The 24,876-nt window shown below is 33.2% G+C and carries 25 protein-coding genes; 7 read left to right on the plus strand and 18 right to left on the minus strand.

Translation table 11 applies throughout. From position 1 onward, the window contains the following. Window positions 1-96: 96 nt before the first annotated feature. Together ACJJVU_RS07260 and ACJJVU_RS07265 are read right to left on the minus strand one after the other, a co-directional pair. Window positions 97-711, minus strand: a complete 615-nt coding sequence (locus ACJJVU_RS07260) for an SGNH/GDSL hydrolase family protein (RefSeq protein WP_405223753.1) — start codon at window positions 709-711, stop codon at window positions 97-99. A 23-nt stretch (window positions 712-734) separates the two neighbouring features. Continuing rightward, window positions 735-1,547 (minus strand): alpha/beta hydrolase, encoded by an 813-nt coding sequence (locus ACJJVU_RS07265; protein WP_405223755.1) that lies wholly within the window; start codon window positions 1,545-1,547, stop codon window positions 735-737. Window positions 1,548-1,876: 329 nt separating this feature from the next. On the opposite strand from ACJJVU_RS07265, the gene ACJJVU_RS07270 reads away from it, so the two are divergent. Next, window positions 1,877-3,127, plus strand: a complete 1,251-nt coding sequence (locus ACJJVU_RS07270; RefSeq protein ID WP_405223757.1) for a cation:proton antiporter — start codon at window positions 1,877-1,879, stop codon at window positions 3,125-3,127. A 46-nt stretch (window positions 3,128-3,173) separates the two neighbouring features. On the opposite strand, the gene ACJJVU_RS07275 is transcribed toward ACJJVU_RS07270, so the two are convergent. The 6 genes from ACJJVU_RS07275 to ACJJVU_RS07300 form a co-directional block, all read right to left on the minus strand. Then, window positions 3,174-3,575, minus strand: a complete 402-nt coding sequence (locus tag ACJJVU_RS07275; RefSeq protein ID WP_405223759.1) for an ACT domain-containing protein — start codon at window positions 3,573-3,575, stop codon at window positions 3,174-3,176. A 701-nt stretch (window positions 3,576-4,276) separates the two neighbouring features. Further along, complete coding sequence (locus tag ACJJVU_RS07280; RefSeq protein WP_405223761.1) at window positions 4,277-5,272, minus strand: hypothetical protein; 996 nt, start codon at window positions 5,270-5,272, stop codon at window positions 4,277-4,279. Window positions 5,273-5,592: 320 nt separating this feature from the next. Further along, window positions 5,593-5,988 (minus strand): hypothetical protein, encoded by a 396-nt coding sequence (locus ACJJVU_RS07285; protein ID WP_405223763.1) that lies wholly within the window; start codon window positions 5,986-5,988, stop codon window positions 5,593-5,595. A gap of 9 nt (window positions 5,989-5,997) precedes the next feature. Further along, window positions 5,998-6,267, minus strand: coding sequence for a hypothetical protein (locus ACJJVU_RS07290; RefSeq protein ID WP_405223765.1), 270 nt, complete (start codon window positions 6,265-6,267; stop codon window positions 5,998-6,000). Window positions 6,268-6,875: 608 nt separating this feature from the next. Continuing rightward, window positions 6,876-7,217, minus strand: coding sequence for a hypothetical protein (locus ACJJVU_RS07295; RefSeq protein WP_405223767.1), 342 nt, complete (start codon window positions 7,215-7,217; stop codon window positions 6,876-6,878). 382 nt (window positions 7,218-7,599) lie between these two features. Then, a complete protein-coding gene (locus ACJJVU_RS07300) occupies window positions 7,600-8,271 on the minus strand; it encodes a hypothetical protein (protein WP_405223769.1) in 672 nt (223 codons plus the stop codon). Window positions 8,272-8,666: 395 nt separating this feature from the next. Here ACJJVU_RS07300 and ACJJVU_RS07305 point away from each other — a divergent pair, with 395 nt between their 5' ends. Further along, complete coding sequence (locus tag ACJJVU_RS07305; protein WP_405223771.1) at window positions 8,667-8,810, plus strand: hypothetical protein; 144 nt, start codon at window positions 8,667-8,669, stop codon at window positions 8,808-8,810. A 130-nt stretch (window positions 8,811-8,940) separates the two neighbouring features. Here ACJJVU_RS07305 and ACJJVU_RS07310 read toward each other — a convergent pair whose 3' ends face one another. The 5 genes from ACJJVU_RS07310 to ACJJVU_RS07330 form a co-directional block, all read right to left on the minus strand. Then, window positions 8,941-9,411: a hypothetical protein gene (locus tag ACJJVU_RS07310; protein WP_405223773.1), complete on the minus strand. Its 471-nt coding sequence runs from the start codon at window positions 9,409-9,411 to the stop codon at window positions 8,941-8,943. A gap of 414 nt (window positions 9,412-9,825) precedes the next feature. Further along, a complete protein-coding gene (locus tag ACJJVU_RS07315; RefSeq protein ID WP_405223775.1) occupies window positions 9,826-12,834 on the minus strand; it encodes a hypothetical protein in 3,009 nt (1,002 codons plus the stop codon). 424 nt (window positions 12,835-13,258) lie between these two features. Further along, complete coding sequence (locus ACJJVU_RS07320; protein ID WP_405223777.1) at window positions 13,259-13,786, minus strand: sigma-70 family RNA polymerase sigma factor; 528 nt, start codon at window positions 13,784-13,786, stop codon at window positions 13,259-13,261. A gap of 684 nt (window positions 13,787-14,470) precedes the next feature. Next, on the minus strand, window positions 14,471-14,650 hold the full coding sequence (locus ACJJVU_RS07325) for a hypothetical protein (RefSeq protein WP_405223779.1): 180 nt from the start codon (window positions 14,648-14,650) through the stop codon (window positions 14,471-14,473). A 382-nt stretch (window positions 14,651-15,032) separates the two neighbouring features. After that, complete coding sequence (locus ACJJVU_RS07330; RefSeq protein ID WP_405223781.1) at window positions 15,033-15,743, minus strand: hypothetical protein; 711 nt, start codon at window positions 15,741-15,743, stop codon at window positions 15,033-15,035. Between the two features lie 642 nt (window positions 15,744-16,385). Between ACJJVU_RS07330 and ACJJVU_RS07335 the strand changes: the two genes are divergently transcribed. The 5 genes from ACJJVU_RS07335 to ACJJVU_RS07355 all read left to right on the plus strand — a co-directional run bounded on the left by ACJJVU_RS07335 (window position 16,386) and on the right by ACJJVU_RS07355 (window position 21,221). Beyond that, the gene (locus ACJJVU_RS07335) at window positions 16,386-18,422 is read left to right on the plus strand and encodes a tetratricopeptide repeat protein (RefSeq protein WP_405223783.1); all 2,037 of its coding nucleotides are present in this window, start codon (window positions 16,386-16,388) and stop codon (window positions 18,420-18,422) included. A 4-nt stretch (window positions 18,423-18,426) separates the two neighbouring features. After that, window positions 18,427-19,071 carry a response regulator transcription factor gene (locus tag ACJJVU_RS07340; protein ID WP_339848731.1) on the plus strand — a complete coding sequence of 215 codons (645 nt, stop codon included), beginning with the start codon at window positions 18,427-18,429 and terminating at the stop codon, window positions 19,069-19,071. A 365-nt stretch (window positions 19,072-19,436) separates the two neighbouring features. Next, complete coding sequence (locus tag ACJJVU_RS07345; protein ID WP_339848733.1) at window positions 19,437-19,856, plus strand: hypothetical protein; 420 nt, start codon at window positions 19,437-19,439, stop codon at window positions 19,854-19,856. Window positions 19,857-19,881: 25 nt separating this feature from the next. Continuing rightward, window positions 19,882-20,499 (plus strand): hypothetical protein, encoded by a 618-nt coding sequence (locus tag ACJJVU_RS07350; protein WP_405223785.1) that lies wholly within the window; start codon window positions 19,882-19,884, stop codon window positions 20,497-20,499. Window positions 20,500-20,540: 41 nt separating this feature from the next. Then, window positions 20,541-21,221, plus strand: a complete 681-nt coding sequence (locus tag ACJJVU_RS07355; RefSeq protein WP_339848737.1) for a Lipl32 family lipoprotein — start codon at window positions 20,541-20,543, stop codon at window positions 21,219-21,221. Window positions 21,222-21,394: 173 nt separating this feature from the next. Here the strand turns inward: ACJJVU_RS07355 and ACJJVU_RS07360 are convergent, their stop codons facing one another. The 5 genes from ACJJVU_RS07360 to ACJJVU_RS07380 all read right to left on the minus strand — a co-directional run bounded on the left by ACJJVU_RS07360 (window position 21,395) and on the right by ACJJVU_RS07380 (window position 24,841). After that, window positions 21,395-22,126 carry a tRNA-uridine aminocarboxypropyltransferase gene (locus ACJJVU_RS07360; protein ID WP_405223787.1) on the minus strand — a complete coding sequence of 244 codons (732 nt, stop codon included), beginning with the start codon at window positions 22,124-22,126 and terminating at the stop codon, window positions 21,395-21,397. A 344-nt stretch (window positions 22,127-22,470) separates the two neighbouring features. Beyond that, on the minus strand, window positions 22,471-22,869 hold the full coding sequence (locus ACJJVU_RS07365; RefSeq protein ID WP_405223789.1) for a hypothetical protein: 399 nt from the start codon (window positions 22,867-22,869) through the stop codon (window positions 22,471-22,473). A gap of 190 nt (window positions 22,870-23,059) precedes the next feature. Then, a complete protein-coding gene (locus ACJJVU_RS07370; protein ID WP_405223791.1) occupies window positions 23,060-23,251 on the minus strand; it encodes a hypothetical protein in 192 nt (63 codons plus the stop codon). Next, window positions 23,248-23,733, minus strand: a complete 486-nt coding sequence (locus ACJJVU_RS07375) for a DUF2947 family protein (RefSeq protein ID WP_405223793.1) — start codon at window positions 23,731-23,733, stop codon at window positions 23,248-23,250. The genes ACJJVU_RS07370 and ACJJVU_RS07375 overlap by 4 nt, the downstream gene beginning before the upstream one ends. Before the next feature lie 379 nt (window positions 23,734-24,112). Continuing rightward, entirely contained in the window at window positions 24,113-24,841 is a 729-nt protein-coding gene (locus tag ACJJVU_RS07380; RefSeq protein WP_405223795.1) for a hypothetical protein, read from the minus strand. Window positions 24,842-24,876: the final 35 nt, after the last annotated feature.

Consider the following 24,876-nt stretch of genomic DNA (forward strand, 5'->3'; position numbering starts at 1 on the left):
GGTGATGTTGTTACGCTTTCGCGAAAGCGTACTTAAAACCAATCATAACTAACAAGAGTTGCAATAGGTTTTAAACAGCAATATTGTGTTTTAAGACTAAAATAAATGAGAGACAATAGTAGCCGCAGCGGCCTTACTCCCTTTAAGCGAGGGATGAAAACCATCAGGACCATAGTAATCATTACTATTGTTGGAGTTGTGATACTCTTTCCAAGTCATACCTACGGGAAGTATGATGGCGTTGTTGATAGTTGCGGCATCATGATAATTCTGTATGACAGCGTCTTGGGTGTGGTGATACTGTAATGAGGGCCATACCATAAAGTAAGCAAGTTTGGCATCGTACTTACTGCAGAGAGTGGCAAATTTTTTACCATAAGTAATAAGCATGTCGCGACCTTCTTGTTGTGAAGACGGTCCTTGCTGAATGATGACATAGTCATACTTGCCAGTGGTGATGAGCTGCTGTATGTTGCCATCATTCCAGTGATCTTCCAGCGCATAATTAGGTAATGCAACCATATGTGTCTTAGTCTTTATACCCTTGGTTTTTGCATAAGATTTTACAAGCTTTGGCAAATCATTAGTGTAGGTCAGACTATTGCCTATAAATAAGATGTTTATTGTGGTGTCTTTAATTTCAGGCAGTGTATTACTTGCGCTAGTAGTTGCGCTAAAGCATATACAAAGTATGAAGATGAGGTGCCGCATAGAGAAAATTTTAATATAATTTTCTATTTATTGAGCGCCCATATCAATGCTTTCTCCTTGGTGGCTCTAAAGATGGTATTGTGCTGCTCGTTAGGTTCATCGCTATAAGTCCACATAAGTGTAGGGTGATTTATAGTTTTCAAAATATCTGCAAGCTCGTTAGTCGCTATTGAGATATCGTGAGCACTAGCACCAGCAAACCAGAGTTTAGTTTGCTTTTGTGGAGCATTTTCTAGGAACGCGGTAGCGTTTTTTACAAGATATTGATCATTCCACCACAAGGAAGGATCCATTGCGATGTAGGTATCAAAAAGTGATTGCTGCAAGAAAAAAGTCTCTATCACAAACAGACCAGAAAGTGACTCTCCTATAATAGCTTTTTGTTCTTGAGTCCTATAGGTGCTGTCTATATTTGGGATTAGTTCTTCTGCAATGAAGGCTCTAAAGTTTTTTGCGCCATCTGTAAGAGGACAGTATTCTTCATCTGCAGCTACTTGAGAGCTGCCAGATAAATCTCTACGTCGGTCTGTGTTCTCAATCCCCACGAGTATATAAGGAGGTATTTTACGTTCTACAATAAGCTGGGCTAGCGTATTTGCAATGTGCGGAAAATCTTCTTTAATCCCTCCATCTGCCATATAAAGCACTGGGAAACTATCGCTGGATGTAGCGTATGATGGCGGAGTCCAAACATTAATTACTCGATCCTCATGTACTAATGTTGAGGTTATTGTAAGACTATCATGTTCTGGGATCACATCATTAATAGGTGCTTGATGCTTAGCACAGCTAGCGAGTATGCCACAAAGAGACAATAGTAATAAAAGCTTCTTCATATAAAATGATGGTAAAATGTAGTGATAGATTTTTGATACTAGTAATCAATAGTCGTCTTACACAACCATGATATAATAGTGTTAAATATACAAGGATTTTTTATGTTACTAGCTAGTATTCAGGGAATAACTTGAGGATGTTTAATGCAATTAGAACATTGTTGAGCATAGTTATGTAGAGAAAACATAACAAACATTTATAGCAGCAGTAGATGTCTTATTTTTACCGTTATTATGTGCCAGCAGGTACTACACCTTTAAATTTTGTACAAAAAAAGCAGTTCGACTATCTGTTGTGATAGAGAAACTGTGATTTAAGAAGATATACTATGGATTATTACATCATTATAGCAGCCTTAATATTTCTTGCCGCTCTTTTTGGGTTTATAAACGCGCGCTTCCTCAAGCTACCCACTACCATAGGGCTTATGCTCATCACCATAGTGTACACCCTAGCTGTTTTCGCTTTAAGCTATTTTGATGATACCCTACTCAAAGCCGAAATACAACTCATCAAAGAGATAGACTTTGAGAAAGTCCTTATGGACTATATGCTTAGTTTCCTGCTATTTGCAGGAGCGCTACACACTAATTTTGAACAACTCAAAGTGCAGCGCTGGCCTATACTCGCCTTTGCAACCTTAGGTGTTCTAGTATCCACATTTCTGGTAGGTAGCTTCGTTTTCTACGTGCTACAACTACTAGGTATGGAGGTAGACTTTATTTACTGTCTATTATTTGGGTCTCTTATCTCGCCTACAGATCCTATTGCCGTACTTGGGATTCTTAAAAAAGCCAAAGTGCCTAAAAAACTAGAAACTAAAATCGTGGGAGAATCTCTCTTTAACGATGGGGTAGGAGTCGTGGTATTTTTGACCATCTTTGGGATTGCAAGTGCAAAAGATAGCCCTGTGACACCAGTAGATATCTTGACGTTGTTTGGTCAAGAAGTACTAGGGGGAATACTGCTAGGGATGATTATAGGGTGGATCACGTATAAAATGATGAAATCTATTGATGATTTTAGTACAGAAGTGATTATCACACTTGCGGCTGTGATGGTGGGTACAGTGCTAGCAACACAGCTGCACCTTTCTGCTCCACTAGCGATGGTAGTTGCCGGATTACTAATAGGGAATGATAGAGTGCGCACAGCCGCAATGTCTGAGACAACAGAGCATTATGTAGATAAATTCTGGGAGCTCATAGACATCTTGCTTAACGCTATTTTATTTGTACTCATAGGGATGGAAATGCTCATTCTCACCTATCAAAATAGTTATTTACTTGCCGGAGTAATCGCCATACCTCTCGTACTCATAAGCAGGTATATATCACTGTGGTTACCTATAAGGGTCTTTAAAGACAAGCTGGATTTTGTGCCAAAAACAAACCTCATAATGACCTGGGGCGGACTACGAGGCGGGATTTCTATAGCACTAGCACTTAGTCTCTCTGAAGATATGTACAGAGATATGTTTCTCGTGATGACTTATATTGTCGTGGTATTTTCCATCTTAGTGCAAGGACTTACAGTAGAGAAACTTGTAAAAAGGACCTCACTGTCTGACAAAGTGTAAGTAACTGTGACACATAGATATTAGATAGTAATAGCGTATTATAGGGTTACGCTTGACTTTGAGATAATTGTTTAAGAACACTAAGCGCCTTATCTACGTCCTTACTATCTACAAAAATATGATCATGATAATATCCAGCAATAACATTACAACTTATGTTATGTTGTGCAAGCGCGGTTGAAAATGCAGCTGTTAAACCTACGGCGTCAAGTGAAGAGTGAATTGTGAGCGTAATCCACGCAGCGATATAATCATATTGCAAGTGAAGTTCATCTGCTTTACCTCTTTCTATCACCACAGTAGTACCTTCCTTCTCTTTAAACTCACAAATGGTATCTGCACGGTCTATGGTACTTATATCTTTTACAGTCGCAAAAACATATGCTCCTGGTATGTGTTGAGGTGTCATTCCTTTTATAAGCTCAGATAAATTAGTTTTTCCACGCATGTATTGTCATTTAAATTTTAAAAGAATTGGGCTTTTGAACACATATTAATCTGCAGCATGTGAGTAAAAACAGCGGTTGGAGTTTTTACGCTTTCGCGAAAATATGAATGGGTGATGCTATTTCTGTTTTTTTCAAGATAGCGAAATGGAAATTATTGTTTCTGCAACCATTTCCTGATTTCCTTCCGTAATGAAACTTCAGGTTTAGGCAACGGAATTGATTGTCTAGCCTGTTTACTTTTATTGAATTTAGAGAAAGTAATCTTATGTTTTTTCCAAACTTCTGGATACAGTTCTAAGAACTTATTGAAGAAACTTTGTTCATTTACACGCCCTTCTATCTGTGATAGTACTTCTTTAAATTTTTCCTCCTGATCTATAAACATGTTGCTAGTGCCCTAAAATAGGTTAGTGTAGTGTGGTTTATGGTCTTGTTTAGTCTAATTATACTATTACCTTGGATATGGCTTATCTTTAGATGAAAAACATGTTCTTTGGCAAACAGCCGTCCACGGTTTTGGCTATGAGTAGTACTGTAATTAAAATTACTGAATTTCCGATTAAGCACTTAGCCAAATCTTTTTATTTTCTTTTATTTTTTTTCTAAAGCCAAATCAAAAGATTTGGCGGACTTCGTAAATATGCCTAAACTTTGGGTTAAGCACCAAAACCAGTATTAATTATAGCCATTGTTGGCAACTTTAAAGATATTCATAATTAAACATTTTATATCTATCGTCTTCAGTTACAAAATGAAATAGTCCATGTTGCCAATAATCAGTACCTATTTCCCCTTCTTTTTTCCTTGGTTTAGCATCTGAGTATAACCAACGTCTAGATTCTCTAGTATCAGTTTCAACCACTATAGAGTTTATGTCTAATTTATAACATTCGCTATAAGATGAGTGTGCAGGATTAGGGAATGTGTTTTTATATTCTTTATTATAAAGTGGTAAAAATGTTTTAATTAAACCTGCCTCAGTAAAATTTATTTTTTGTTTTTCTGAGAAAATAGATCCTTGAGGTGTCATAAAATTTACAGCACGTTTTAAATCAATTTCCTCATTTTCTTTAGGAATATCAATCATTCCATTTATACTCATAATGTTGTTTTGTTCAAATGAAGCTAGCATAATCCAAATTTCGGAATCAGGGTTTCTCGACATTGCTTCGGAATAAATTTTTTGAAGTGTTGAGTGAGAAGGTAACCTGTCCATCGCGGTTCGTTTACCATTTGTACCATAAGCTTGTCCAATATATAATACTTCATAATCAAGTAAAACCTCTTTTTTCTCCTGTCTTTTATGAGTCTCATCAATAAGAACTGCAAGTTTATAAGTATTCCAATCTCCGTTTTTAGCTTTAAGAGTGAAATAATTGTATGGGTATTCAGATTCTAATAAAATATCTTTTGGAAGATATTTGAAAGGCAGTTTTATCGTTTTTTCAATCTTATTTTCTCTAATATGTATGAAATACTTAATTTCAAGAAAATTATCGTTTACTTTAAAATAATTAGGATTAAGACTTATTCTAGGACGTTTTAGAATAAAATAAATATTACAAGGTGTTGATTCATCAAATGTACTTTGAGTTTTAACAAAGCCTTCAAGTTCGGTTTGTTGTAGAAACATATAAGTTTTCAAATACATTATAATTGAAAACTCGGAACCAAACTTAAATTCTTTTTTTTTCATTTAGCGATTATTGTTGGTAACAGGCCACTGCATAAAGCGAGTGCGACTCCCGATAATTACTGAGATTGCTGGATAGCCTGTATTTATTTGTTTATTAATTGTCTAAATATACAGCTATTTGTGGTCCTGTCACCGCGCGTAGAGCCTTAACTAATACTCATCGTATTTGCAAATAAGCTCTTAAAACAAGTCTGTGCCATCATAAAGTCAGGAAGACCCTACGATGAGAATTATAAATCAAAATTAGCTTAAAAGCTTGTGCTCATCGTAGCCGAAGTAGGCTTGTTTTTTAACTCAGTTCTTTGTTGTGCGTTCGTTTTTTATTTTTTTCCAACCCAAATTTTTCCTTTTGGTAAGAAATAAATAGTGTCTTTATCTCCATTTGGACTGTCAATTTCTTTATTCTTAAAATTTCCTTTTTTCAATTTTTTCAAAAGTCTTCTGTCCGAATAACAGTCTTCTATTCTTTCGTATTGGTCAATTGGCCAAAGTAAATCACTTTTCCAGTAGGGTTCTTCGTCAATATTCGGTTGCCATTTAAATTCAACACTCAATTGATTGGTAAATGGCGAGTCATTCGGTTTAAAATCCGCTTTCTCAAATATGTTTTCGTAATACTCAATCTTTTCGTCAATTGCGCAAACGACTTGAGATTTAGAAATCCTTGGTTCGTACAACCATATTTTTAAATAATAGGGTTTGTTTAATTTATCCAATTCAGTTTTCTAACTGTCATAGATTTTTTCAAGTCCGTTTAGAATATCTTTTTTCGCTTTTCCTTTCGGTTCAGGAATCTGACTGTTGGTCAAAGTCAGATTGTCCCAAGGGTCAACATAAACTTTTGTGTATTCGTATTTATATTCATTCAAGTGCTCAACATTTAGTTCCAAATATTCATTTATCCAATTTTGAATATTAGCAACCTTTCGTTTTAATCCTCTTATTTTCTTGTATCTCACGGTTTTTCTTAAATGACGCACAACAGGCCACTGCATAAAGCGAGTGCGGCTCCCGATAGCTATCGGGATTGCTGTTTGCTTTAGTCTGCGGTATTGATTGTTTGATCTAAATATACAATGAATTTATGAGTTGTGTGCCGGGTTCAGTATTTCCACGATTTTTACTTTTAGATAGGGTTTCTTAAAAGCGTAATGCAGATAAGAGAAGAGAGTAAGTATAGGTAAACAAGCTTTTGCTATTATAGAATTAGGTAGTCCCTATGATGAAAACTATAGATCAAAATTGGCTTAAAAGCTATCGCTGAGCATAGCCGAAGTAAGCTTGTTTTTTAACTCAGTTTTTTGCTGGCAAATCGTTTTTATTTAAAATACTTTTTGGCATTTTCCCAAATTTGATATTTGCTATGTTCTCCTAAATAATAATAATATTTTCCATCTGGTTTAATCAGAATATAATTTCCATATCGAACCTTATAAGGGAAAAATAGCTTGGAAAATAAATTATCTTTATCAGCTATCCAATTTATTTTTTTAGAATGATTGTATTCGAGATTATCGCATTCAGTTGAGTTTATCCAGAATTGATTAATATTTGCGATTTTATGCAGTTTTTTTGTGTAATTTCTATCAAAAATATTCCATGCTCATTTTGAGGAAGTATTTTTATCTTTTTTTGGAAGTCCTGTTAAGTAATTAATTACAATATTTTGAGTCGAGTCAATTTGCTTATCAGTCAATTCTGTTAAGTATGATTTCAAATTTTCAAAAGTATTTTTGTCAAGTTGCCCGAATTTTTTTCGAGTTACTAATAAAGCTATTTGAATTGTATCGTTCTCAAAATATAAGTCCAAATTTTTACTATAATCTTTGTTCACAATGAATTTCTGTTTATCTATTTTCTCTCCGCTTTCATTGTAGAAAACTATTGGTTTTTCTTGTCCGAAAGACAAACAAGTAAATAGGATAAATAAAAATGTTAATCTCATAGTCTGTTTTTTGCTCAAAAGTTGGTTAACAGGCCAACGCATAAAACGATTACGACTCTCGATAGCTATCAGGATTGCTGGTTTGCCTTAATTTATGGTGCTGTTTGTTCGATCTAAATATACAATGAATTTTGGAGTTGTGTGCTGCGCGTAGCATTTCCATGGTTCCTACTTTCATATAGCCTTTTTGAAAGAGTAATGTAAGTAAGAGAAGAGAGTAAGTATAGGTAAACGAGCCTTTGCCATTATAAAATAGGAAGGCCCTACGATGAGAATTATAGATTGAAATTAGCTTAAAAGCTTGTGCTGAGCGCAGCCGGAGTAGGCTTGATTTTTAACTCAGTTCTTTGTTATATTCAGTGACTTATTTATCAATATCAAACTAATTCGGTGTTGATGATGGAGGAGGAGGAGGAATATTTGAAATATCATATCCTTCAAAAAGAATATTATACTTAAAATAATCAGAACTGTTTTCTGTATTAATTTTTGTAAACTGTTTTACTATTTCTTTTAAAGCTCTTTTAGTTGTCGAAATTGGATATTTATCGTCAACATAAAAGTGAATTAAGGCTGGTTTTAATTTGTTCTCGTTACGCTGAAAAGTATATGTTTTTGACATTATTTCATTCAATTCCGTTTTTAAATATCCAATCGGTTCTTTCTTTTTGTTTTTTCCAAATTTGATAACTAAGGAATCATTTCGGACAAACAGTAAATTCCGTCTAAAATAGCAACTTATTTCGGCTGAAGTTGGACAGTCGGCATAACCAGTTAAATGATAAATAGTGTCATTCGATTTAAATCTCAATCCTGGCAATCTTCCTTCGCAAGTCAATTGGCCCATTTTTTTTCTTAATTCAGAGAAGTTTGAAACAGAATCTAAATCAACAATACGAATTTCGTTATCAACTCGCAACTTTTTAAAATCCTGTGAATATAACTCATACAGAGGCTTTTTTTTGTCCAATTTAGAGCAAGAACTTAAAATCAAAAATAAAATTAATATGTAGTTCAGGTTTTTCATCAAATGTTTACCAACAGGCCACTGCATAAAGCGAGTGCGGCTCCCGATAGTTATTGGGATTGCTGATTTGCTCTACTTAATGGTCTTGTTTGTTTGGAATAAATATACAATGAATTTTAGAGTTGTGGGGCGCGCATAGAGCTTTCAAACTTACATATCTCATCATCGACGAAGGAGTTAGCGACTGAGAGAATGATGCTGGATGAGATTTATAATAAGGCACAACATTCGCTTTATGCTATAGTTCTTGTATCCGACGAGTGAGGGACGAACGAGAGGAAGGCATCAAAGAACCGTTTAGCCAATCCATAACCGATAATCAATAGAAAGACACCAAGAGCTTTAAAATCCTAGCGGATTAACTCTAACTCGATCTATACCCAACTCTTAAATATTTCAACGCTTTTGGAGGTATTCTGATTTTGAAGTGGAGCCATACGACGGCGGGAATTTACAAGTATGCAACTGCCTTTGATGTGGCTTGTCTTGAGATGAAAAACATGTCCTTTGGCAATCAGCCGTCCACGTTTAATATATGTGTTGTAGCTGTGGCAAATGTTGCCTAACTGTCGACGTTTTCTGCGCATTGGTTGCTATATTTTCCTTTTGCAAGCATTGCGCTTCCTAAATATACAAAGACCTTTCGATTTAGCACTAAACAGCTATGATCACATATATCGTGACAGAGCAAGCGATTTATTCATTAAATGTACTTGCGTAGTGTTCAATTTTAGTTTTTGGAGAATAATAATTCAGATGTTTTTCAAAATTCCAGATTTTAGAATTTCCAAAACCTGTCCAAAAAGTAACAGAATCAAGCATTTTCATTCCGCTAATGAATTCAATTCTGTATTTGTAATATTGAAAACCCAATATTTTTTGGTCTGACATAGTCAATTTTACACGTCTTATTTTATTCAATTCAATTTTTCGCGTTCCTGTTTTATTTTTCAGATATAGAAAATTAGAATCATAAAAGATATTTTCAGTTCGGTTGTAAATTCGAAGAACATTTAAAACTCCGATTCCGCCAATTAATATAATTCCTGAGATTAGCCAGAGTAAATTATGTTTTAAGAGAATAATAGATAAAATTATTCCAATTCCGGTCAATAAAATCGGCATTGTTGATTTTAGCCATTTATTATTTGGAGAAAGCTCTTTCATTATTTGCTCTGACAGGCCACTACATAAAGCGATTACAACTCCCGATAGCTATCGGGATTGTTGATTTGCCTTAATTTATGGTGCTGTATGTTTGATCTAAATATACAATGAATTTTGGAGTTGTGTGGGGCGCGCGTAGCATATTCAAAGTTATCTTAGAGTGGTGCGCTTTCACGAAAGCGTAACATTAAAAAACAACAAAGTGTGGCTAATTGAGTTTCATCACAAATGTGGCTTATCTTGAGATGAAAAACATGTCCTTGGGTAATCGTTCGCCTCGTTTATGTCTAAGAATAGTTGCGGGTTTGTATGCGAGCATTTTTCATTAAAAATAAAATAGCAGACGAGAAATAAACTTTAAGTTTAGCTCTCAACTGCTATTTTTAATTTAATAGGTTATGCGTTTGTATTCTATTATCTCAAAATATATTCATACATATAATCCATACCTAGTTTAGTCTCATAATCTTTTAATAAATGGTATTTACGTTGCCATTTTATGTATTCGTAATAATGCCATGATATTTTAGGAAGTTTAATACAGCGTTCTTTTCTAAAAAGACGAATACATTTACGGACCATGCTGATTTTTGGTGCGTGAAATCCCCATTTTTCATTTCTTATTAACTCTTGGTTTAAACCTGAAAAATCACGATTTAATAAGCTAGTTGAATATAATGCTGGATTAAAAACAATACCTGTTTCTTCATTGTTTATAATAGGTCCTTCTGATCCTGAGCCTTTTGTTTTCAAATAAGAATAATGAGAATACCTATTTACTAAATCTACATTGTCATAATGGTCTCCAGAGGTTTGTAAAACTGTATGATGATTTGGTACATGGTTATTTGTAGGGTCTATTATGCTAGCAACACTATTTCCTTGCAACATCCCGGTAGGTGATAGATAGGGAGTGTTGTAGTAATTTCTAGTTCCTACATTAGAATGCTGACCTTGTTTACTTGCATGAATAACGCCGTCTTTTTTATTATCTCGGTGTCCTTTATCAACTAGTTTACCTCTGTTTTTTACTCTAAAGCGTGAGAAATCATTTCTACTATTTGCTTGACTTACTGGAGAAAGAACTCCATCATCATATCCTTTTATTAAATAGTTGCCAGCTTTTGTCATCATTGGATTAGCTACTGTACTACTATGAGGGTTTCCTATTGTTGAACCAGTCATTGTTAATGTAGGAATTGTGCTTGCCATATAAGGTCTCCATAGATTTGCAGAAACTGATGGTGTTAAATCAGTTAAAATTGTTCCATGTGGATCTAATTGTCTAAGATGGGCAATATCTACATGATTACTTAATTGGACTTGATTCAATGTAAAATATTGAGTAGCAAATTGCAGTAAAAGCGTATTGTTTGTGACTTTTGCAAGTACATTTTTTCCAATTTCGGCAAGCCTACTTCCTCCATAAGCAGCATCAAAACCTATTTGGGCATCAATTTTATCTGTAATAAATCTAACATCTCCATAGTAGTCTCTAAACCTTTGATTTGTGTGAGATTGCTCTGCAATACCAAACATGGTACTGGCTACCAGACCACCTGTGGAATGTGTTATAACTACAATACCATTACTTCCAAAACACTCGCCAGTACTTACAGCGTTTTTAGATCGTTGTAAATTGGGGTTAATACCTTCCATTGCCTCTTTAATTTGTGTAAGCACAGCATGAATTGATACATCAAGTCTTTGATTGGCAGAATAAGTGGCAATTAGGTATGAATTACTGGGTGACGTTAAACTTCCTAAACCTCTTTTAATGTGATTTTCCCAATACCCTGCATGACCATCTTTACCTTTCATTGCTTCATTATAATATTCTCCGTCTTGAGAAGATCCTGTAGCGTAGTTTCCTCCATCTTTATAGAAAGCATTTTTATTCTCTGGCCATTTTCCTTGAAATGTTGGAGTTGATTTTAAATTACCTAATATCGCTTGTAATTGAAGTCCATGAATATAAATAATATCTCTTCCTCCAAAAGGTTTACTATTATCTAAAACACGATCTTTTTTTGAACATTTTCCATCTTTTTCATTTTGTTGGATAGGAGTTATTGTACTCAAAGGAACAAACATTTTTGGTGCTGATTTTTCCAATTCCTTAGCTATAGTTTCTAATTCTTCATTTGCTTCTTCAATTTCTTGTTCTTCTTGCAGATTTAGCACTACTTGATCATCCTCAGAATCTTCTCCTCCTATTGATTGACATTCATCACCTGCAATGTTTGCATACCAGTCTGCGTTAGAAGTATCTTGGTCTGGATATAGGTCTTGAACAGAACCTGCCCAGTACTCATTATTAGTTACAGTGATAGAATCATCTCCTTGAGGATTATCTATTCCAAAAGTCAAATTATTTTGATCACAAGCAGATTCAACTTCATCTAGACAAACCCTGTCTAGCAATAAATTTATTGTTGCTTTTCTATTTTCTGGAATAAAAATCAATGCAATACTTTCAAAGTCCTTATGAGCTTCCCATGCAGATAGTGTTACTTTACTCCAATCATTCTTATATGGTATTGTACCACTTACAGTCATTATTGCAATATCAGAAGTAGGTGTTAGACTATTGAGAGTGCCATTAAAGGCAATCGCTTTTATTTTAAACTTCGACTTTTCATTTTTTTGATTCAATGAAAATTTTAGTTGGTAACTTTTATCCTTACGAAGAGGGGTTTGTAATTTTTGATAAATTATAGTATTTGGGTTTAAAATTGACCCCGAGCCCATATCATCATGCCCATTAGAAACTGTATTGGTGTTAGTGTTTGTTGTAAATGAGGTATTTGTTGTTTTCCAGTAGGATTTATCTTTAAATGAAGGATTACCTATAAACTTTGTGTTACAGGCATGTGGATCTTCATCACTTATAATCGTTCCTTTCTCGAAATAATAAAATACATTCCAATCCATATCATCCTCAATAGGTGTCTCTCCTTTAAGTTCAATATTCCAAGCGTATGCACTATTTAGTTCAAGAGATAGATTACTGAAATTTTTGGTTGTAGTGTTATTTAAGTTAGATTCAATCTCCTCTTGTAGGATGATATTATCCTCTGCAATCCAATTAGGATCGTCACTTAATTTAACCAGAGTAAGAATAACTGTTTTAGTTCCTCCTAGTTTACTTCCTGTCATAAGTGAATATTTATAAGTAGGAGAGGAGGTGTAAATGACTTCCTCAGCGCTTGGCGAAATCATGTTTTTCTCAATCAAACGCTTAGCCATTTCTAGAACAGCAGGTTTTACTTGCAAGTTTCTTAAAGTGTCAGCCCTTACTATTTGAGGGTTTTTTTGAAGTACAGCTTTATTTAAAATTGCTTTCTTCTTTAAGGGCTTGACCTGAGAAAATGAAGAAGAACAGATAAAAAAGGTTAGAAATACTATTAGAAATTTTTTCATAATACGTTGTTTTCACAATGTTAGATAGAAATAACTTCTGGTAAATTCGTTTTTCACTACTTTTCAAAAGGTGTTATACCCCTTTTTTATTTCCAGTTGTAGTTTTTGCTTCATAATATGAGAAATGTCATTAGAGTAGTGGTTGAGTTTATAAGATAAAAACGGGAAGGTGTTATCTATAATATACAACTACATAAAGCAAGTACAACTCCCCACAGCTATTGGGATTGCTAGTATACTTTAGTATGCGGTCTTGTTTATTTGATCTAAATATACAATGAATTTTGAAGTCGTGGGCCGTCCGTTCTACAGTCATATTGCTTCTAATGAACTTACTGAGAGTATATGAATTGATTCTTTCTGAAAAGCTCAAGCACATCTTGTTCTGTACTCAGAAAAAGAAGATGAAGTACAAATGTATTCCTTAATACGTCTTACAAACAGAGCAATTAGGTTCGCCAATCAATTTGCCAGATTTATTGAATTCATATTTACAACATTCACTGAATTTTGTTTTTAAAATTTCCTTAGCTCTTTTGATTCTTACTTTAACATTAGCAAGACTAATTCCTAGTTCTTCTGCTACCTTAAGTTGCTTTAGTCCTTTAATGTAGATTAGTTCAATTACTTGCTTATAAATTTTAGGTAAGTCATTTATAAATGTATCGAAGCAGCATACATGATCGTAGATTTGAGTCGGGATTTCCTTGTTGATTTCGAATTTCTCGACATAAATTGACTCGCTATTATAGTGGTTATTTATCTCGTTACGAGCGATCTGAAAAACCCAAGCCTTTACTTTGTCTTGATCTTTAAGCTGGGATAGATTTTTGTGAATTTTTAAAAAAGTATTTTGAAAAATATCATTTGTAGCATCCTTATCCTTTACTTTTTTGAGAATAAAAAAGTATAGTTCGTCATTAAACGTATTCCAAATATTTTGAGTTTCCATAAATAAAAATATATAAAGGTTAGTCCTAAAACTAACCTTTAATAAAACTTAACAGCATGTACAATTGTTACATTCACATTTTAGACAAGTGCAATTATTTCTAGAGCAATCACCACAATTACATTTAGTACAGCTACAATTAGTGCATTTACATTTATTCATAATATTCACATTTTTAGGTTCATTAAGGAGACCAGTAAATATTAAAAAGGATACATTTTTTTACGTTAATTTTATTTACGTATCCATAAACTTTGTTACAATAGGGGATAGCGGCTTATCGAGCAATTGTATGCTATGACTTTTTTATCTTTTGGTATAAATTCTTTGTTCCAAAAAAATTATGAATCTGCTTATTTGTACATCTTACGTATGCTCTCACAATTGTATTACATTTTCATACATAAAAGTGGCTCGCCACCGACAGGATGAAACCAAGAGCTTTAAAATCCTAACGGGTTTGTTCTAACTAGATCCATACCCAAATCTTTAATATCTCAAGTACTTTAGAGGTGTTCTGATATTGAAGTGGAGCTATATGAGGTTGGGAATTTGCAAGTATCTTACAGCCTTGGATGTGGCTTATCTTGAGATGAAAAACATATCTTTTGGCAACCAGACGCCCACGTTTATGTGTATGGTTAGTTGCGTGGGTTAAGTATTGAAGTTCGTAGAATTATTAAGTTATTGTTTTTTACTCTTTTTCAAATAGTTAACGAAAAAACCTATAACAACAATTGATAATCCAATAATTAAGAGAGCAAAGTCAGAACTGTCCTCCACTATATAATTTACTGCGACTAGCAATAAAATTATTATTCCACCTGCGACGATTGCTTTTCCAACCCAAGGTTCTTTATACATTTTTTTGAGTTATTGAAGATAGCAGCCCACTTCATAAAGCGATTACAGCTCCCGATGGCTATCGGGATTGCTAGTTTCCTTTAGTTTGCGGTCTTATTTGTTTGATCTAAATATACAATGAATTTTAGAGTAGTGCGCCCCTCGTAGCATATTCAAAATTGTCTTGGAATCGTGCGCTTTCGCGAAAGCGTAATGAGTATGAATAAGATAAAAAACAGCAATCTTAACAGTGTCAATAAGTTCTTTAAACACGCCTTTACCATCATAAGATCAGGAAGACATTATGATGAAAACTATAGGATTAAAATCAGCTTAAAAACATGTGCTGAACGAAGCCGAAGTAGGCTTGTTCTCTAACTGAATTCTTTGACAGCAGCAGTGCCTAATTCCACCATACTGTAATCCCGTCAAATTTTGCTGTGTTCGGAATTTTTGATCTATCAATTCCTTTTTCATTCCACCAACCATCTTGAAGTTCTGTTTTCTTAATGCTGAACCAAGCATTGATATGTTCAACATCTAAAACAATGTGTTCCATATCAGGAGAAATATTATTGGTTACATAATGTTTTTGTAAATCTCCAAAAGTTGAATTCAAACCAATTTTTCTAGTCGTTTTGAACCTTTTATCTAAAATCGAAATTCGGTTGATTTTTGAGTTTGTATTCCCGTTTTGTTTTGGCGTTAAAATCAATATTATTTTTCCGTTCGAGTCATAAATTTCATAATCGTCATAAGTATCGTCTGCAAATTCTCCGTACCCAGTCTTTTTCTTAATCTGTTCTTTTGGGATCGTATTATAAACATCAGAAATAGTCATCCCTTTTGAGAAAATTCCAACTCGGTTTTCAGAAATGTGAAAATTATCAAAAGTATAACTACTTGGTTTTTTGACCGGCTCTTTTTTATATGCAGCTTCTAAATTAGTTTTCTCAACTTCTTTCTCTTTGGATAGTGTAATCTCTTTTGAATCTGAGTTTTGTTCTTGTTTTGTTAATTCCAATTCTATTTGTAAAAGTTCTTTTTCTTTTTTTGATATCGTATTACAACTAATTAATAATAAAATAAAAGTCCCTCCTAAAATTCTCTTCATAGTTTTGTTTTTGAATTGTCGCAAATAGCCCACTATATGAAGCTATTACAGCTCCCGATAGTATCGGGATTGCTAGTTTCCTTTAGTTTGCGGTCTGGTTTGTTTGGACTAAATATACAATGAATTTTAGAGTAGTGCGCCGCTCGTACCATATTCAAAATTGTCTTGGAGTCGTGCGCTTTCGCGAAAGCGTAATATTAAAAACCACAAAGTGTTAGTTACTTGGATCTCATCACAAACGTGTTGCATCATTTATGAAGAGATGTTATTGGGAGGAAGCTGCAAGGAGCTTTAATTCCTTGATGTCTCAAGGACTTTAGAGGTGATTCTGATTTTCTAGTGGAGCTATACGTGGCCGAGAATTTGCAAGTATGCAACTGTCTTGAAAGTGGCTTATCTTGAGACTGAAAAATCAGGTTTTTAAATAAAAGTAGGTTTTAGTTACATGATCTATCCTCTCTAAAGGGTTACATTATTCATCCCGAAATAGCTCTTAAAAAGTACATAGGTTCTCTTGTTAAATAAAAAAATTATCCCTGTTTTCGGGGGTGAATGCAAGTAAAGCAATTCCTACATTTGCGCATGCTTTTTAAGCCTCGATATTTTATCTGTTTTCTCCTTGTATGTTATACTGCCACTGGTATGGCACAGATAACAGTACCCACTATTGAGAGTGAAGAAGAAAAAGTAGATGAGCTTTTTTATTACTTCAATAATGGTCTTGAAGAAAAAGCATACCAAGAGGCCCATCATTCATTAAGAACCTTTAAATCTACTAAAGCGATAACAAACACCAATTTATTACTGGCGTATTACCACAATAAATACGTCGCAGTAGATTCTTCTATTTATTATACAAACAGAGCACTTAGAAGTAAAAAGAGCCCTGAAGATTCATTAGGAGTGCGATTAACCATATTGTCATATCAATTACTTGCATTAAATAACAATAAGAAAGGCTTATTTCAAGAAAGTAAAAAGTGGCATATAAAAGGAGCAGAACTAAGCGAGAAGCATAATGAAACAAACTTGTACTATACGCATTTACACGGGCTGGCAAGTACATATGTAACACTAGGTAAAACAGAAGAGGCTTTAGCTCTTTTTGATAAATGTATAATGTATTCTAGTGATGAAGAAATCATACTAGGCAGTTATATAAATCTAGGTTCTATATATTCATCACTATCTAAATATGAAAAGTCTAATGCTTATTTACAGAAAGCAAGAGATATTTGTGAGAAGGACACTTATAGAAATCATGCCTTAGTTAATGTTATTATTAATATAGGAGATAATTATTTTGATAGAGGAGAAACAGACAAAGCGCTTACCGCTTACTATGAAGCAAAAAAGATTAGTAATGAGAGTAGGTACTATGATCTAGAACTCATTCTTCTTGGTAAAATAGGAAACATATTATATAATGATAAACAAGATAGTGAGGCGTTATTAATTTTTTCTAATACGTTAGTTAAAGCTATCAATCTTGGGAACCTAGATATTGAGATGAATAGTCATCGCATGTTAGAAAAGCTCTCTGTAAGAAAGGGGGATTATCGCAGTGCTTATAATCATGGAGCACACTATACTAAGATAAAAGATTCCATAAGAAATTCTCAAGCCGAAAAAGAAATCAATAGTTTAGAAGTTAAATTTAAAACTCTAGAGAAAGAAAAAACAATCAAATTATTACAAATAGAAAATCTCAATAAGAGTTTAAATATAAAGAACAAAGATGCAGATATAGAGAAGTATAAACTTCAAAAAGCTATAATTGCCAAACAGAATGAAAATCAAGTATTACAATTACAAAATGGTGTTGAAAAACGCAAAAATGAAATAGCATTACTTAAAGAAAAAGAAGCCTTAAAGGCTTTAGAGCTAGATAGAGAAAAGACCATTAAATACATTGTTCTTGTTGCATTCTTTATTTTATTAATCCCAATAGTTGGATTGTTAATCATCTATTATCAAAAATTGCGAGCGCAAGCTTTGCTTAATATCAAAGAGAAAGAGATTAATGAACAACAAGTAGCTTCATTAAAAAAAGATCAAGAATTAAAATTAATTAAAGCATCCATTAGAGGTCAAGATCAAGAGCGTAAAAAGATAGCTCAAGAAATGCACGATAGCGTTGGCGGTAATTTGGCAGCCATAAAACTACAGTTTAGTCAGCTTTCTAATCATCCGGATAAACTAAAATTAATATATAGCCAGCTAGACGATACCTATGAACAGGTGAGGAGTATCTCACACAATTTGCTACCAAAAAAGATTAGAGAAAATGAGTTTGTTTTCTTAATCAAAGAGTACATACATACTGTAAAAGAAGCTAGTGAGATAAGTATAAATGTGTCTTTTTATGACGAAGAGAAGATTAATAGTCTACATAAGATTTTACAAAACGAATTGTTTTCCATCTTTCAAGAACTAACAACAAATACGCTTAAGTATGCTAAGGCAAGTACCATCGATATACAGTTAGACCTCTTAAACGATAGTCTCTTTTTTGTGTATGAAGATGATGGTGTAGGGTTTGATGTATCAATCACGACATCAGGTATAGGCTTAAATAATATAAAGAATAGAATCGAAACGTATAACGGCATATTGCATATAGATTCTAAACATAATAGAGGTACTAATATTCATATTGAAATACCATTAAAAGCATAAACCTATGAAGCACAACCTTATTATAGCAGATGATCATAAAATGTTTTTAGATGGTTTATTGAGTATTCTTAATACAGAAAGTAACTACAATATTCTATTTACAGCAAAGCATGGTGGTCATGTTCAAAAATTTATTTCGGTAAACCCTAATGAAAAGATAGACCTTGTAATTACAGACGTAACGATGCCAGAAATAGATGGTATTGCCTTAAATAAATGGATCAAGAAAACAGATCCAAATATCAAAACACTAGTGGTAAGTATGCACAACTCACCACAAATCATTGATGACCTTATTGAAAGTAATGTGGATGGTTATCTTCAAAAAAATGCACAAAAAGAAGAATTCTTAAAAGCCATAGAAGCTATATTGGGAGGAGAAAAGTATTTCTCTAAAGAAATTAAAGACATCTATCTCAAAAATAAATTTGAAAAGAATAAAGAAAAGGAGATTAAACTAACAAAAAGAGAAGTAGAAGTAATCTCGCTTATTGCCGAAGAATTTACCACCCAGGAGATTGCAGATAAGTTGTTTTTGAGCAAGCATACTATAGAAAGTTATAGAAAGAACCTGATTATTAAACTCAATGTTAGAAATCTCGCAGGCCTTACTAAATATGCCATAAAAAAAGGATATGTCTCGTCTTAGTACATCTTAGATCGTATCCATTATATTCAAGAGCCCTATTTTATAATAGGGCTCTTTTTTTGCTTGTTTCTCACAGGTAGGTTTTTCTGCTTTCCTAATAAATAGCTTTCCTCTCGTTTTATTTAATGGTTATTTATTAAAAATAATAATGTAACAGCAATTATTAAGTTTCTGATTATCAGACATTATATTTTCAAACACCCTGTTTACAGGGTATTCGTTTTCACTAAAAACGGGGTTAAAATGGGGAGACTTCAGCTATAAATTTGCACAAGAGAATGGGAAACAGCTTAGAAGTATAACCAAACAACAAAAAATATTTCCACTCTTAAAACAACTAAATTTTAATCAATAAAAACAAAATTATGGCTTTCGGAATCACCCTTATTTTATTAAGCATTATCGCAGTACCCTCTTTGATATTATCAAAAAAACCTAACGCACAAGAGCTGTTAGAAAAAATAGAACCTTACCAAGGTTGGATAGGGCTCATTTTATGTTTTTACGGTGTATGGGGTATTATCTCTTCTATTTTAAACTTAGGTTGGATTACAGCATTCCCTATCTGGTGGGTAACATTGTTAGCAGGAAGTATCATACAATCTGTCTTAGGGTTTATGCTAGGATTCAGCCTGATCAATAAGTATGTATTATCAAAAAGCGATGCTGCTAGAGAAGAAGCAATGGTGCTTAGAGACAAGCTAGCTCCTATACAAGGAAAACTAGGTGTCGTAGGTCTCTTTGTAGGTGGCTGGATGATTGTCGCTTCTATTTTATTCTTTTAAAAAAAAAATATTAAACAATATAATTATGAAAAGAATCATTTTTTTAATGGTAGTGCTATTCGCTTTGCCATTAATAGCTCAAGAACACGTTAATACTATTACCGTAACAGGTGAAACTGAAAAAATAGTAGAAGAAAGCGGTTATACAATTTTAGTCGCTTTACAACAAATACTCGTCTTTGAAGGACAAGGAGAGGTAGAAGTATCATCTGTAGAGGATGTAAAAAAGAATTACATAGATAAGTTAAACGAGGTTGGTATTGATTTTAACCAGTTTTATAGAAACACTTATTATGAGTTTGCGGCATCTTATTCAGCAACTAGAGAGACTCAATATTATTACTTTCAAACACCTAATAAGGAAGATGTTAGGAAGATTTTAAACGTAAAATTAGCTGGGATCTCTATTGCAGATACGGTGATTAATGGGGGTAAATTAACAAACGAAGAGTTAGCTAGTCTCACAAAAAAAGCGATAGATGATGCAAGAGAAAAAGCAATCATTGTTGCTAAAAAAATGAATAAAACTATTGGAGAGATTACGGCCATTGTCGATAATAATACAGATGAACAGTACGTACAAAATTACGGTACGTCTACACTTCAAAGTCACGCTGTCACAGTTTCTTTTGAATTAAAATAAAGAATGTCTAAATATAAATAACCATAATAAAAATGAAAAACATGAAAATTAAATTAGTTGCATTATCAGTATTTACCTTCTGTTGTGTCTTTAACGCAGAAGCACAAAAGTTGAAAAAATTTGGAAGCTCAATCGAGAAGAAAATGGGTCCAAAAACATTTAAAGTGCCTTATACTGATGTAATATCTTATTTAGGGTATGCTTCTGCAGGTAATGAAGATGCAATCGTAGAGGGTAAAAAGTTTCACTATATCTATATATGGGTTCCTGCTGTGGCTCCAGAACTTGGTGTAAGAATGCTTTCTCCAGTTGCAAAAACAAAAGTAAAAGGAGCTATTAGCTCAGAAGCTTATACAGAAAATGCATCTTCTAGTGATTACTTTGATACCTACATTACTCTAGAGCGTTCTACTATTTTCAAAAAAGAAGATATATCTGTAGAGGCGGCAAATAGTGCTACCTGGACAAGACTTGCAAGTAATGATGATAGTAGTGAAATGCCTAAACAACCTAGTGGAAGCAGCTACAATTCTTTATTAAGATATAAAAGTGAGATAGGAAGTCCTACCAAAGCATTAACAGTTGGTTTATACCGTATTGGTTTTACAACCTATAAGACAGGCGAAGTAAAAGGAACATTCTTAGCACAGGTTGCTGCTCCAGTAAAACTACCTGGTGTTGTGATGGCAAAGACTATTGAAGATCTTAAAAAAGAATTATAAAAAGTAAATAGACATTCATAGTTTGATTTGACACCTCCTTATGTTCATAGGGAGGTGTTTTTTGTACTAGCTATTTGTTTTTTCCAAACAAGATAAATGCTTTAATACTTAAGCTAGCAAAGAGAAAAAGTACGATTTTCTCAAATCAATTTTTATAATTATTGATCGAGTAACTATACTGGTTGCGGTTCAAAAAGAACAGTCCTTTCTTTATTCTTCTTGTAATTGTTCTTTGGAGAAATCTCTCCGTTTGCAGTAGCACCGTAGTTCTTACTCTCTGGGTTTAAAACATACGCTAGTTGATACGCAATCATTTTTTCAAAAGGAATAAGAAAGTCCTTTGTCTCGCATTGTTCTAAGTCGCCTTCATTAAGTAAATTTAATACCGTATAAACAGACTCAATAGTACTTAAGCAAAGAGATTGTGGCTGTTGCTTGATAATAAATTTTGATTTGATTTTATTATCAAAACTCACCCTTTTTAGTTTTTGCAAGTTCTTACTAAGCTTAAGCATTTTACGAGCACAGGGCCAGGTGCCATCAAGAATAAAGATATTAGGATGATTACCCATAAAAGCATTCATTTCAGAACTTTTTCTTACAGATAGGTTAAAGGTTTCTTTTCCAGGATATAGTAAGAAAGAATTATTTACTTCATTAGCCAGTAGTTCATTTACACGTTTATTAGTCGTAAAATCGACGCCAACTATGATTTCTGAGTTTTCAAGTTGAAGCTGAGTCATATGCCCCGTTCCATTTTTTTGTTTCCTATGCTCCTTAGGATGCATAAGAATAATAAAACGCGTCTTAGTTTGTAAAGGACTAATGCTTTCACAAATACAGGTACTTGAAGGCCTCATGCATTTGTAACATTTGATCCTCGGGTTCTTTATATCTACTAGCAAACTATTGTTTTTCTAATTACTTTCATATTGTGGATTCGCCTAATTTGAAAATGCGGTAAATTCTTAAACACCTAAGAGCTTATGTGGATTTGCTCGTATAGTCATGTTTGTCATTTGGCTAAATATACAATGAATTTGAGAGTTGTGGGAGGTATATATCTCTTTCCAAGTGCGCTTTCGCGAAAATGTACTGATATGAGTAAAAACTAGCCATAATTCAAGTGTTTTTAAACTCTTAAAAAAAGCCTTTGCTGTTGCAAAATCTGGAAGACCTTATGATGAAAACTATAAATCAAAATTAGTTTAAAAGCATGTACTGAGCGTAGCCGATGTAGGTTTGTTTTTTAACTCAGTTCTTTGTTGTGGTGTCGTTTTATTTTTAATTTAATTCCGATTTCAGGTTTTACTTGTTCCTTTTTATTCGCAGGTTTAATTAAATACCAATAAATTCCTTTTTTTCTTTTCTCTATTTCTTTTTCGACCGTAATTTCTCGGTCTTTCATATTTTTATAAGAGTTACTGAAATGTTTATATTCTGTTTCGCAGTCAAATGTAATTTCAGAATCTGCAATTAGAAGTGTTCCAGAAAGTACTCTCTTTTTTATAATCCAAGATTTTTCAGTTTCCAATTCAATAATTTCTGTATTCGGCGGAATTCCGTTTTCATTATGTTGTAATTCAGTCAGAAGTCCAATTCCTGGGAGATTAAAACATTCAATTATTTTTATGAAACTTGATTCCATTATTTTATTTATTCATTTTGTTTTCGTGCAGTTGAGAAATGCACCACAACGTTTATGTATAAGAATAGTGAGGTTTTGTGTGCGAGGATTTTCCGCAGTAAAATCAGACGTAACAAAATTCACTAACCTTTGAATAAGCACTAACTGCCGCATTATTTTTATAAGATGTTGTAAAACGTTTTTCTGCGTGTTATTTCTTTCCGTGATAATTTGGATTTGGCATAAATTCTCCTTCCAAAATCCCATTTTCATCAACTTTCCAAGCTCCTTTAATAAATTGAGGTGGAACTTCTTCTTTTCCTTTAAATTGTTTTTCCAAGACGTAAACCCAACCATTTGGATGATTTTTCGCCTCCTCAATTAATTCCGCTGATTTTTTCATTCGTTCAAATTAATCCTTTTCCAGATGTTAGCAACCTCAAAATGACGATAGAAAATTACCCAATTTGTTTTTTCCGAAATTATAGTAACATCATCCGAACTTGAATATAGAAAGTCACTCCAATATTTTATAAATATCTCTTTTGTTGTTTTTATGGTTATAGTTCGATGCCAAGTTAAAAATAATTCTTCGTTACATTTTTCAAGAGCAATTTCTAATACTTTTCTAAATCTTTCAATTTTTTCGTCATTTTCTGCATTTGCACTTATCCAATCGGATTGAGTGTAATTATCTCTTAAAACATTTTCATTTTCGAAATAGTCAATTATTTTGGTTAACCTTTTGGATTCCATTTCCGAAACTGGATTAATCAGACTTTTTTCACGTTCTGAAATGTCAAAGTTGTGAGTTTTTTCAAATCTCCAACCTAACTCAAAATCTTTTAATTCGATTATTTCCCTAATGTCAATTTTTATATCCAAAGGTTTTTTTCAAATGTTTAACAACAGGCCACTGCATAAAGCGAGTGCGTCTCCCGATAGCTATCGGGATTGCTGATTTGCTCTCGTTTGCGGTCTTATTTGTTTGATCTAAATATACAATGAATTTTGGAGTTGTATGGGACGCATAGCGCTTTCAGACTTGTTTTTTAGAAGTACGCTTTCGCGAAAGCGTAATGAGTACTAGGGAGGAGGAGAACTAGTACTTTTAACAGTGGGAAACAAACTCTCAAAACAAGCTTTTACTATCATCAAATCAAGAAGATGCTATGACGTCAATTACAGATCAATATTAGCTTATAATCATTTACTAAGCGTAGCCTAAGAAGCCTTTTTTAACTCAGTTCTGTGGTAGCAATTGTTATTTTTCTACCCATATTGTCTTTTCCATTAAATAATCAATTGTAATTGTACTATTAACCATTAATTCAGGGTTTATCAATCCATTCTCAATACTATTAATTCGTATTTTTAAATAATCGGCAACAGTCAAAGAATCTTTATAAAATGACTTTTGCACACTATAATTTCCGCTATCATTTTTTATAGTATGATGTATTGTAGATTCGGCATATCTTCCTCCAGAATGTGCGTTCGGATTATCTTTTTTATGCACACCTTTCCATATTTCCATATCACCCGTTAGGTTATTATTTTCCCATTCAAATGTATAGTCCTTGTCCAGTGAGAAATTTGTGGGGAAATTAAATTTAGACGTTATTTTACTAGGTTTTATAAAAGCTATAGGATGTTTGGTACTGTCAGGTAATATTATTTCAAAATAATAAGACTCTCTTCGCTCTAATTCATCAGTTCTATATACAGGATATTTGTCATAATAATTTCCTGTTCTTACAAATAGCTCTAATGGTTTTCCATTTAATTGAATTTGAATGTTATCGTTAATAATACTTTTCTTACCATTAGTCAAAAAGGCGTTAATCTTATTCAACGAATTTTGATTTGTACCATCTTCAATAATTATTTCAACTTGTAGATTTGAAATGTTATTAGCCTCTTTTTCAGAAAGTGTAGTTGTGTTACAGCTTTGGAAAATCAATAATATGAATATTATATGGTAGTATTTCATTCTAATTAATGCTGGCAGACCACTAAGTAAAGTGA

Origin of the sequence: Dokdonia sp. Asnod1-B02 (assembly GCF_045063955.1) — a bacterium.
Classification (GTDB): domain Bacteria; phylum Bacteroidota; class Bacteroidia; order Flavobacteriales; family Flavobacteriaceae; genus Dokdonia.

Bases quoted from the DNA above. Each gene is read 5' to 3' on its own strand.
- ACJJVU_RS07315 (WP_405223775.1), bottom strand. From the start codon at position 12,834: ATGAAAAAATTTCTAATAGTATTTCTAACCTTTTTTATCTGTTCTTCT.
- ACJJVU_RS07295 (WP_405223767.1), bottom strand. From the start codon at position 7,217: ATGAGATTAACATTTTTATTTATCCTATTTACTTGTTTGTCTTTCGGA.
- ACJJVU_RS07330 (WP_405223781.1), bottom strand. From the start codon at position 15,743: ATGAAGAGAATTTTAGGAGGGACTTTTATTTTATTATTAATTAGTTGT.
- ACJJVU_RS07310 (WP_405223773.1), bottom strand. From the start codon at position 9,411: ATGAAAGAGCTTTCTCCAAATAATAAATGGCTAAAATCAACAATGCCG.
- ACJJVU_RS07345 (WP_339848733.1), top strand. From the start codon at position 19,437: ATGGCTTTCGGAATCACCCTTATTTTATTAAGCATTATCGCAGTACCC.
- ACJJVU_RS07270 (WP_405223757.1), top strand. From the start codon at position 1,877: ATGGATTATTACATCATTATAGCAGCCTTAATATTTCTTGCCGCTCTT.
- ACJJVU_RS07335 (WP_405223783.1), top strand. From the start codon at position 16,386: ATGGCACAGATAACAGTACCCACTATTGAGAGTGAAGAAGAAAAAGTA.
- ACJJVU_RS07320 (WP_405223777.1), bottom strand. From the start codon at position 13,786: ATGGAAACTCAAAATATTTGGAATACGTTTAATGACGAACTATACTTT.
- ACJJVU_RS07380 (WP_405223795.1), bottom strand. From the start codon at position 24,841: ATGAAATACTACCATATAATATTCATATTATTGATTTTCCAAAGCTGT.
- ACJJVU_RS07260 (WP_405223753.1), bottom strand. From the start codon at position 711: ATGCGGCACCTCATCTTCATACTTTGTATATGCTTTAGCGCAACTACT.
- ACJJVU_RS07365 (WP_405223789.1), bottom strand. From the start codon at position 22,869: ATGGAATCAAGTTTCATAAAAATAATTGAATGTTTTAATCTCCCAGGA.
- ACJJVU_RS07300 (WP_405223769.1), bottom strand. From the start codon at position 8,271: ATGCAGTGGCCTGTTGGTAAACATTTGATGAAAAACCTGAACTACATA.
- ACJJVU_RS07265 (WP_405223755.1), bottom strand. From the start codon at position 1,547: ATGAAGAAGCTTTTATTACTATTGTCTCTTTGTGGCATACTCGCTAGC.
- ACJJVU_RS07370 (WP_405223791.1), bottom strand. From the start codon at position 23,251: ATGAAAAAATCAGCGGAATTAATTGAGGAGGCGAAAAATCATCCAAAT.
- ACJJVU_RS07280 (WP_405223761.1), bottom strand. From the start codon at position 5,272: ATGAAAAAAAAAGAATTTAAGTTTGGTTCCGAGTTTTCAATTATAATG.
- ACJJVU_RS07350 (WP_405223785.1), top strand. From the start codon at position 19,882: ATGAAAAGAATCATTTTTTTAATGGTAGTGCTATTCGCTTTGCCATTA.
- ACJJVU_RS07340 (WP_339848731.1), top strand. From the start codon at position 18,427: ATGAAGCACAACCTTATTATAGCAGATGATCATAAAATGTTTTTAGAT.
- ACJJVU_RS07275 (WP_405223759.1), bottom strand. From the start codon at position 3,575: ATGCGTGGAAAAACTAATTTATCTGAGCTTATAAAAGGAATGACACCT.
- ACJJVU_RS07325 (WP_405223779.1), bottom strand. From the start codon at position 14,650: ATGTATAAAGAACCTTGGGTTGGAAAAGCAATCGTCGCAGGTGGAATA.
- ACJJVU_RS07290 (WP_405223765.1), bottom strand. From the start codon at position 6,267: ATGCAGTGGCCTGTTGTGCGTCATTTAAGAAAAACCGTGAGATACAAG.
- ACJJVU_RS07355 (WP_339848737.1), top strand. From the start codon at position 20,541: ATGAAAATTAAATTAGTTGCATTATCAGTATTTACCTTCTGTTGTGTC.